This window comes from Burkholderia sp. Ac-20353, from assembly GCF_017104785.1.
Classification (GTDB): Bacteria; Pseudomonadota; Gammaproteobacteria; order Burkholderiales; family Burkholderiaceae; genus Burkholderia.
The window spans coordinates 1-7,906 of the sequence record NZ_JAAGPL010000293.1 but is presented as its reverse complement, the minus strand read 5'-3'; the positions used below and the strand labels follow the sequence as shown (position 1 = coordinate 7,906).

Here is a 7,906-nt window from a genome sequence, read left to right as displayed (position 1 = left end):
GACGCATTCGTGTCGCCCACCGCGGCCGCCTCGCCCCATGCGGCTCTCTGCGTGACCATGCGGATGATCTCGCACGGGCCGGCGTCCTGTGCCGGGTCCAGATGCTGAAGTCGCAATGCGACCGGATCGCGCCGCATCGCGCCCGCCAACTCGTCGATGAACGACTCGCGCGCGAACACGTGCGCGTGCGGCGGAATCGCACGGGCCGGATCCGTCATTTCGATCGACGCATGCGCGTGGCGGTAGACGAACGTCGGTGTTGCGGGCGTTGCCTGCGCGCCGCCGTCCGCCAGCGCCGGCTGCATGCCGCCGTCGCCGATTGCGCGCTTGACCTGCGCGCAATAGCGCCACGTCGTCATGCGGCCGTCAGGTGCGGTGCGGGATTCGACGTCAAGCGACGCGTGCGCTTCGCCGATCGGCCATGCGTAATGCGCGCGGCGCGCCTGCGAAGCGTCGGCGGCAAGACCGGCCGCACCGGCTGCTGCCGCATCGTGCGATGCGGCCGCCACGACTTCGCCGTCGCGCCCCCGCGTGCCGTCGCGGTCGATGTCGCCGCACGCGTTCGTCGTCAGGTCACCGTTCATCGCGTTTCCCGGAGGTAACGCGCGGCGCGACGCACCGCGCGGACGATCTCGAGATGCGTGCCGCAACGGCACAGATTGAAGCGCAGCGCGTCGCGAATCGCGTCGTCGTCCGGCGACGGATTGCGCTCGAGCAGCGCCTTCGTGCTCATGATCATCCCGTTCAGGCAGTAGCCGCATTGCGCCGCCTGCTCGTCGATGAACGCGCGCTGGATCGGATGCAGTGCGTCGACCGAACCGAGCCCCTCGAGCGTCGCGACACTTCGGCCGATCGCGGCGGCCGCCGGCACGACGCACGCGCGCGTCGCCTGCCCGTCGACGAGCACCGTGCACGCGCCGCACTGGCCGAGCCCGCAGCCGTATTTCGGGCCGTTCAGTTCGAAATCGTTGCGCAGGACCATGAGCAGCGGCGCATCGGGCGCGGCGCCGTCGACGGTACGCTGCACGCCGTTCACGCACAGCGTGAGCGGCCGCGACGCGGAAGCGGTATGCGACATGAGCGGATCCGGAAAACGGGCTGCGGGACTGGGTGATGCGCCGGCACGCGCGCGGCACGGCGCGAAGCCGGTTGCGTGCCGGTTGCGTGCCGGTTGCCGGCCAGCGCGAACCGGGACGAACCGGGACGAACCGGGATGAACCGAAACGTTATGCGACGGCCACCACATTATCCCGCGATGGCGCCACGAGCGGCACGTCGAACACATCGTAGCCGAACACCCACGACGGATCCTCGTTCGCGCGCAGCCACGTGTTGTTGTGCGATACGAGCTGCACCTTCGACGCGCGCGCCGCGCGGTTCGCCTCGTACAGCGCAAACGCGCCCGGGTAGTCGCTCGTGCCGACCTCGTCAAGGCAGCGCGCGAGCATCGCTGCATCCTCGATCGCCATCGCCGCGCCCTGCGCCATGTGCGGCTTCATCGGATGACACGCATCGCCGAGCAGCACGAGACGGCCGCGGCTCCACAGCGGCAGCGGATCGCGTTCGAGCAGCGGCCATTTGGTGATCGACGGCGATACGTCGATCAGGTGCTGGATGTCCGGATGGAAACCGGCGAACGCTTCGCGCATCTCGTCGCGGCTGCTGTCGACCATCGACACGCCGTCGGGCCATTCGGCCTGCGGCACGCCCGTCACGTAGTAGTACTCGTCGCGCTTCTCGGTCACGTAGTAGACCATCATGTGGCGATCCTCCGACCACCACTTCACGCACATGTCGTAAGGCTTGTTGCCGAGCAGCGACGCCGGAAACACCGCGCGGTGCGCGACGTAGCCCGTGTAGCGCGGCGGCTCCGCACCGAGCAGGTGCTCGCGGATTTGCGAGTTTACGCCGTCCGCGCCGATCACGATGTCGGCGGTCTCGACGCTGCCGTCCGAGAACGTCAGTCGCACGGCGTCGCCCGTGTCCTCCACCGACGCGACACGCTTGCCGAAGCGGATCGTGCCTGGCGTCACGGCCTGCGTCATCAGCGCATGGAAGTCGCCGCGATGCACGGTCAGGTAGCTCGCGCCGTAGGTCTTCAGCGCGTAGTCGCCGAGCGGAATCTGCGCAAGCACGTCGGCCGTCTGCCAGTCGCGGCTGTACCAGAAATCCGGGTGCGAACCCATCGCGTTCAGTGCGTCCTCGCAGCCGATGCGCCGCATGATCTTCATCACGTTCGGGCCGAGGTGAATCCCCGCGCCGAGACGCGAGAACGCCGGCGCCTGCTCGTACAGCGCGACGTCGTAGCCGCTGCGCTGAAGCAGCGCCGCGGCGGCCGTGCCGCCGAGACCGGCGCCGATGATTGCGATACGAGGTGTGCTCATGCGGATCTCCTGATCGTGGGCCCGCAGCGTCGGATCTCATCGAGCGGGCGAGTTGATAAGCTTTATATAGCGTACACACTCAAAATAATTCGCACAAGAAGATTGCCGGCCGCCGCTTGCACATGCGGGAAAACACCAATAAAAGCCGCATATATCGGACACATTCTATGTAAAAGACGGGATCGATATTTTTGACCCGTTGCCATTTTCAAATGTACACACTAGACTTTGCTCAACCTCCGGCGAGCCCGATCACCCGCGGCCGCCCCACCCTTACCTGCCACGGAGCCTCCCGCCATGAGCAAGACCTACCGCATCGGCCAGATCGTGCCGAGTTCCAACACGACGATGGAAACCGAGATCCCCGCGATGCTGCGGCTGCGCGAGACGATCCGCCCCGAACGCTTCACGTATCACTCGAGCCGGATGCGGATGAAGAAGGTCGTCAAGGAGGAACTGGCCGCGATGGACGCGGAATCGGACCGCTGCGCGGTCGAGCTGAGCGACGCGCGCGTCGACGTGCTCGGCTATGCGTGCCTTGTCGCGATCATGGCGATGGGCCACGGCTATCACCGCGTGTCGCAGGCGCGCCTGACGAAGCACACCGCGGACAACGGCGCGCAGGCGCCGGTGCTGACGAGCGCGGGCGCGCTCGTCGACGCGCTGAAGGTGATCGGCGCGAAGCGCATCGTGGTCGTCGCGCCGTACATGCTGCCGCTGACCGAGCTGGTGGTCGACTACATCCGCAATGAAGGCTATGAGGTGCTCGCGTATCGCGCACTGGAGATCCCCGACAACCTTGACGTCGGCCGCCACGATCCGGCGCGCCTGCCCGACATCGTGAAGACGCTGCCGTATCAGGACGCCGACGCGATCGTGCTGTCCGCGTGCGTGCAGATGCCTTCGCTGCCCGCCGTCGCGAAGGTCGAGGCGATGACCGGCAAGCCGGTGATCACCGCGGCGATCGCAACCACCTACGCGATGCTGCGCGAACTCGATCTCGAGCCGGTCGTGCCGGGCGCGGGCGCCCTGCTGTCCGGCGCGTACTGAGCACCGCACCCGTCACCGGAGCCCGACCATGCCCACGACTTTCCTGTACGGCGCGAACGTTCACGCGAACGGCATCCGCCAGCACTACCTGCGCTACGGCGGCGCGACTGGCGCACGCACGACGCGCGCCGCAGTCGTGCTGATTCCCGGCATCACGAGCCCCGCGATCACGTGGGGCTTTGTCGGCGACGTGTTCGGAGCCGCATTCGACACCTACGTGCTCGACGTGCGCGGCCGCGGCCTGTCCGCAGCGTCGCCGGAGCTCGACTACAGCCTCGATGCACAGGCCGACGACGTCGCGGCGCTCGTTGCCGCGCTCGGCCTGTCGCACGTGAGCCTCGTCGGCCATTCGATGGGCGCACGAATCGCCGCGCGCGCCGCGCTGCGCCGCCCGCGCGGGCTCGAATCGGTCGTGCTCGTCGATCCACCGGTGTCCGGCCCCGGACGGCGCCCGTATCCCGGCCAGTTGCCGTGGTACATCGACTCGATGGCACTCGCGCGCGCCGGCACCGACGCCGAACAGATGCGCGCGTTCTGCCCGACCTGGACCGACGACGAACGGCAACTGCGCGCCGAATGGCTGCACACGTGCGACGAGCGCGCGGTGCGCGCGTCGTACGACGGCTTCCATACCGACGATTTCCACGCCGATGCCGCACGACTCGACGTGCCCGCGCTGCTGATCACCGCCGAGCGCGGCGACGTGGTGCGCGACGACGACGTCGCCGAACTGCGGCGCGCGACGCCGTCGATGCTGCACGTGCGCGTACCCGAAGCCGGCCACATGATCCCGTGGGACAACGCGGCCGGCTTCTATGCGGCGTTCGGCGATTTCCTCGGCGCGCCGCTCGCGGCCTGATCCTCCTCACATTTCCCAGCCACGGAGCTGCCGATGCCAGTCAGCGACTACCAACTGATCGACGCGTGGAAGCAGGTGCTCACGCTGTCGCGTCTCGAACCGGGCCAGACCGTCACGATCCTGACGAGCCCGGCCACCCACCCGCAAACCTTGTCGTGCGCGCTGATCGCGACGCAATCGATGGGCGCGATCGTCAACCGGCTCGACCTGCCGCCCGTCAACGGCGACAAGGCGTTCAGCCGCGACCCGCTCGCGTACCTCGGCACGACGCCGCTTACCGGCAACCGGGCCGCGATCGCCGCACTGAAGGCGAGCGACCTCGTGCTCGACCTGATGACGCTGCTGTTTTCGCCCGAGCAGCACGACATCCTGAAGTCGGGCACGAAGATCCTGCTCGCCGTCGAACCGCCCGAAGTGCTCGCGCGGATGGTGCCGACCGAGCACGATCGCACTCGCGTGCTCGCGGCCGCGAAACGGATCGCCGCCGCACGCGAGATGCGCGTCACGTCGGCGGCCGGCACCGCGCTCGTGTGCCCGCTCGGCGAGTTCCCGCCGACAGCCGAATACGGCTTCGTCGACGCACCGGGCCGCTGGGACCACTGGCCGAGCGGCTTCGCGCTGACCTACCCGAACGATCGCACCGCGCACGGCACGATCGTGATCGACCGCGGCGACATCCTGCTGCCGCAGAAACACTACGTGAGCGAGCCGATCGTCCTGACGGTCGAAGGCGGCTACGCGACGCGGATCGAAGGCGGCGTCGATGCCGACCTGCTGCGCGACTATATGGAGACGTTCGCCGACCCGGAGGGCTATGCGATCTCGCATATCGGCTGGGGCCTGCAGCCGCGCGCGCGCTGGTCGACGCTCGGCCTGTACGACCGCGAGGCGACGATCGGGATGGACGCGCGCGCGTTCGAGGGCAACTTCCTGTTCTCGCTCGGCCCGAACAACGAAGGCGGCGGCAACCGCACGACGACCTGCCACATCGACATTCCGCTGCGCCGCTGCACGGTCGCGCTCGACGGCGAGACCGTCGTGCGCGACGGCCGCGTGCTCGACCACTCTGCCTGAGGAGACCGCAATGACCGATCTTTCCCGCGACGCCGAAGTGCGCGTCTACCAGCAGCAGGGCTTCGGCACGCCGCTACCGCCGCACGGCAACATCGGCCTGCTGATCGTCGACTTCGTCGTCGGCTTTGCCGATCCGGCCACGTTCGGCGGCGGCAACATCGCGCCGGCGATCGCGCGCACCACGCATGCGCTCGCGCTCGCACGCGAACGCGGCTGGCCGGTCGCGCACAGTCGCATCGTGTACGCGGCCGACGGCAGCGACGACAACGTGTTCTCGCTGAAAGTGCCCGGCATGGCGACGCTGACCGAGGATCACCCGAACAGCGCGATCGTGCCCGAACTCACGCCCGCGCAGGGCGAGCTCGTCGTGCGCAAGACCGTGCCGTCCGCGTTCTTCGGCACGCAGCTCAGCGCCTGGCTCACGCAGCGCGCGGTGCAGACGCTGCTGGTCGCGGGTGCGGTGACGAGCGGCTGCGTGCGCGCGAGCGTCGTCGACGCGATGTCGCACGGGTTTCGCCCGCTCGTGCTGTCCGACTGCGTCGGCGACCGCGCGATCGCGCCGCACGACGCGAACCTGTTCGACATGCAGCAGAAGTACGCGGCGGTGATGCCGCTCGATGCCGCAATCGTGGCGATCGACGCGGCGCACGCCGCTGCGACCTCACGGTAGCGAACAGGCGCGCGGCGGCCGGCACCGGTCCGCCGCCGCGCCATTGACGCGCCGCTTTTGGCCGCCTGGATTGGCGCGAGCGGGCGCGGCGCCGGTCTCACGACGCGAGCGGCGCGCACCCCGTGCACGCGCACCGCAGGATCCACCGCCCCGACAGGACACCCCATCCGTGAATCGCTCCGAACTGCTTGCGCGCGACGGCTGCCTGACCGTGATCCGGCAGCCCGCGCCGCCCGTCAGGCCCGCGCCCGGCCAGCCGGGCAGCCTGTCGTCGTACGTGCTCGACCTGCCCGAGGTGTTCGTCGCGATCCTCGACGACGGCCGCATCCTCGCGTTCAACGGGCACGTCGATCTCGGCACCGGCATCCGCACGTCGCTCGCGCAGATCGTCGCGGAAGAACTCGACGTGCCCGCCGCACGCGTGAGCATGGTGCTCGGCAGCACCGCGGCGACTCCGAACCAGGGGCCGACGATCGCCAGCGCGACGATCCAGATTTCCGCGCAGCCGCTTCGCTGCGCGGCCGCGCAGGCCCGGCATGCGCTGCTGCAACGGGCCGCCGGGCGATGGAGCATTCCGGCCGGACAGCTCGCCACCGACGACGGCGCGATCTTCATCGCCGCGCAGCCGGACGCGCGCCGCATCACATTCGCCGAACTCGTCGCAGGGCAACGCATCGCGCTCGAACTCGACCTGAACGCGCACGTGAAGGACCCGGCCGGCTACCGGGTCGTCGGCCGCTCGTCGCCGCGCGTCGACCTGCCCGCGAAAGCGACCGGCATGCTGACGTTCGTGCACGACGTGCGCGTGCCGGGCATGCTGCATGGCCGCGTGATCCGGCCGCCGTATGCGGGCATCGACAGCGGACCGTTCGTCGGCACGTCGCTCGCCGGCGTCGATCGCGCGTCGGTCGCGGACGTGCCGGGCCTGCGCGCGGTCGTCGCGATCGGCGATTTCGTCGGCGTCGTCGCCGAGCGCGAAGAGCACGCGATCCGCGCGGCGCGCCAGTTGCGCGTGAGCTGGCGCCCGCATCCCGCGCTGACGCCGCTCGACGATCCGGCGGCGGCAATCGCGGCCGCACCCGCGAAACGGCGGATGCTGCTCGAAGAGGGCGACGTTGACGCGATCCGTGCGCAGCCCGGCTCGACCACGCTGACGCGCACCTACGCATGGCCGTTCCAGATGCACGGCTCGATCGGGCCGTCCTGCGCGGTTGCGGACTACCGCGCGCCGGGCGACGGCCCGATCACCGTGTGGTCCGGCACGCAGAACCCCGTGTCGCTGCGGTACGACCTCGCGACCCTCGTCGAACGCGACGAAGCGGATCTCGACATCGTGCGGATGGAAGCTGCCGGCTGCTACGGCCGCAATGGCGCGGACGACGTGTGTGGCGACGCACTGCTGCTGTCGCGCGCGGTCGGGCAGCCGGTGCGCGTGCAGTTGTCGCGCGCCGACGAGCATGCGTGGGAACCGAAAGGCGCCGGCCAGGTGATGCGGGTTACCGGCACCGTGAGCCGCGACGGCCACCTGCTCGGCTACGACTTCTCGACGCGCTATCCGTCTAACGACGCACCATTGCTCGCGTCGCTGCTGAGCGGCGCGATCGCGCCCGAGCCGCGCGTGTTCGAGATGGGCGACCGGACGGCCGTGTCGCCGTACTCGTGCCCGAACCGCCGGTTCGTCTGCGAGGATCTCGCGCCGCTCGTCCGCGCGTCGTGGCTGCGCGGCGTGTCGGCGCTGCCGAACTCGTTCGCGCACGACGCGTTCGCCGACGAATGCGCGGCGCTCGCGGGCATCGACCCGCTCGACTTCCGCCTGCGCCACCTGAACGACACGCGCGCCGCCGAGCTGCTGCAGGCGGTCGCCGCGCG

General features: G+C 69.5%; 7 protein-coding genes and 1 pseudogene. 5 read left to right on the top strand and 3 right to left on the bottom strand.

Features of this window, described 5'->3' with window-relative positions:
- From G3N94_RS38285 to G3N94_RS38275, 3 genes and pseudogenes are all read right to left on the bottom strand, one after another.
- A pseudogene (locus tag G3N94_RS38285) lies at positions 1-584 on the bottom strand (hypothetical protein); the annotation flags it as partial.
- Positions 581-1,078 carry a (2Fe-2S)-binding protein gene (locus G3N94_RS38280; protein ID WP_205799407.1) on the bottom strand — a complete coding sequence of 166 codons (498 nt, stop codon included), beginning with the start codon at positions 1,076-1,078 and terminating at the stop codon, positions 581-583. The pseudogene G3N94_RS38285 and the gene G3N94_RS38280, both read right to left, overlap by 4 nt.
- A gap of 148 nt (positions 1,079-1,226) precedes the next feature.
- On the bottom strand, positions 1,227-2,384 hold the full coding sequence (locus tag G3N94_RS38275) for an FAD-dependent monooxygenase (protein WP_205799406.1): 1,158 nt from the start codon (positions 2,382-2,384) through the stop codon (positions 1,227-1,229).
- 297 nt (positions 2,385-2,681) lie between these two features.
- Here G3N94_RS38275 and G3N94_RS38270 point away from each other — a divergent pair, with 297 nt between their 5' ends.
- The 5 genes from G3N94_RS38270 to G3N94_RS38250 all read left to right on the top strand — a co-directional run.
- Positions 2,682-3,434 carry an Asp/Glu racemase gene (locus G3N94_RS38270; protein WP_205799405.1) on the top strand — a complete coding sequence of 251 codons (753 nt, stop codon included), beginning with the start codon at positions 2,682-2,684 and terminating at the stop codon, positions 3,432-3,434.
- Between the two features lie 28 nt (positions 3,435-3,462).
- The gene (locus G3N94_RS38265) at positions 3,463-4,293 is read left to right on the top strand and encodes an alpha/beta hydrolase (protein ID WP_205799404.1); all 831 of its coding nucleotides are present in this window, start codon (positions 3,463-3,465) and stop codon (positions 4,291-4,293) included.
- 33 nt (positions 4,294-4,326) lie between these two features.
- On the top strand, positions 4,327-5,367 hold the full coding sequence (locus G3N94_RS38260) for a 2,5-dihydroxypyridine 5,6-dioxygenase (RefSeq protein ID WP_205799403.1): 1,041 nt from the start codon (positions 4,327-4,329) through the stop codon (positions 5,365-5,367).
- A 10-nt stretch (positions 5,368-5,377) separates the two neighbouring features.
- Entirely contained in the window at positions 5,378-6,037 is a 660-nt protein-coding gene (locus G3N94_RS38255; protein ID WP_205799402.1) for an isochorismatase family protein, read from the top strand.
- A 169-nt stretch (positions 6,038-6,206) separates the two neighbouring features.
- The coding region (locus tag G3N94_RS38250) for a molybdopterin cofactor-binding domain-containing protein (protein WP_205799401.1) at positions 6,207-7,906 on the top strand (1,700 nt) is incomplete at its 3' end.

Coding starts and splice junctions, on each gene's coding strand:
- G3N94_RS38280 (WP_205799407.1), bottom strand. CDS start 1,078: ATGTCGCATACCGCTTCCGCGTCGCGGCCGCTCACGCTGTGCGTGAAC.
- G3N94_RS38275 (WP_205799406.1), bottom strand. CDS start 2,384: ATGAGCACACCTCGTATCGCAATCATCGGCGCCGGTCTCGGCGGCACG.
- G3N94_RS38270 (WP_205799405.1), top strand. CDS start 2,682: ATGAGCAAGACCTACCGCATCGGCCAGATCGTGCCGAGTTCCAACACG.
- G3N94_RS38265 (WP_205799404.1), top strand. CDS start 3,463: ATGCCCACGACTTTCCTGTACGGCGCGAACGTTCACGCGAACGGCATC.
- G3N94_RS38260 (WP_205799403.1), top strand. CDS start 4,327: ATGCCAGTCAGCGACTACCAACTGATCGACGCGTGGAAGCAGGTGCTC.
- G3N94_RS38255 (WP_205799402.1), top strand. CDS start 5,378: ATGACCGATCTTTCCCGCGACGCCGAAGTGCGCGTCTACCAGCAGCAG.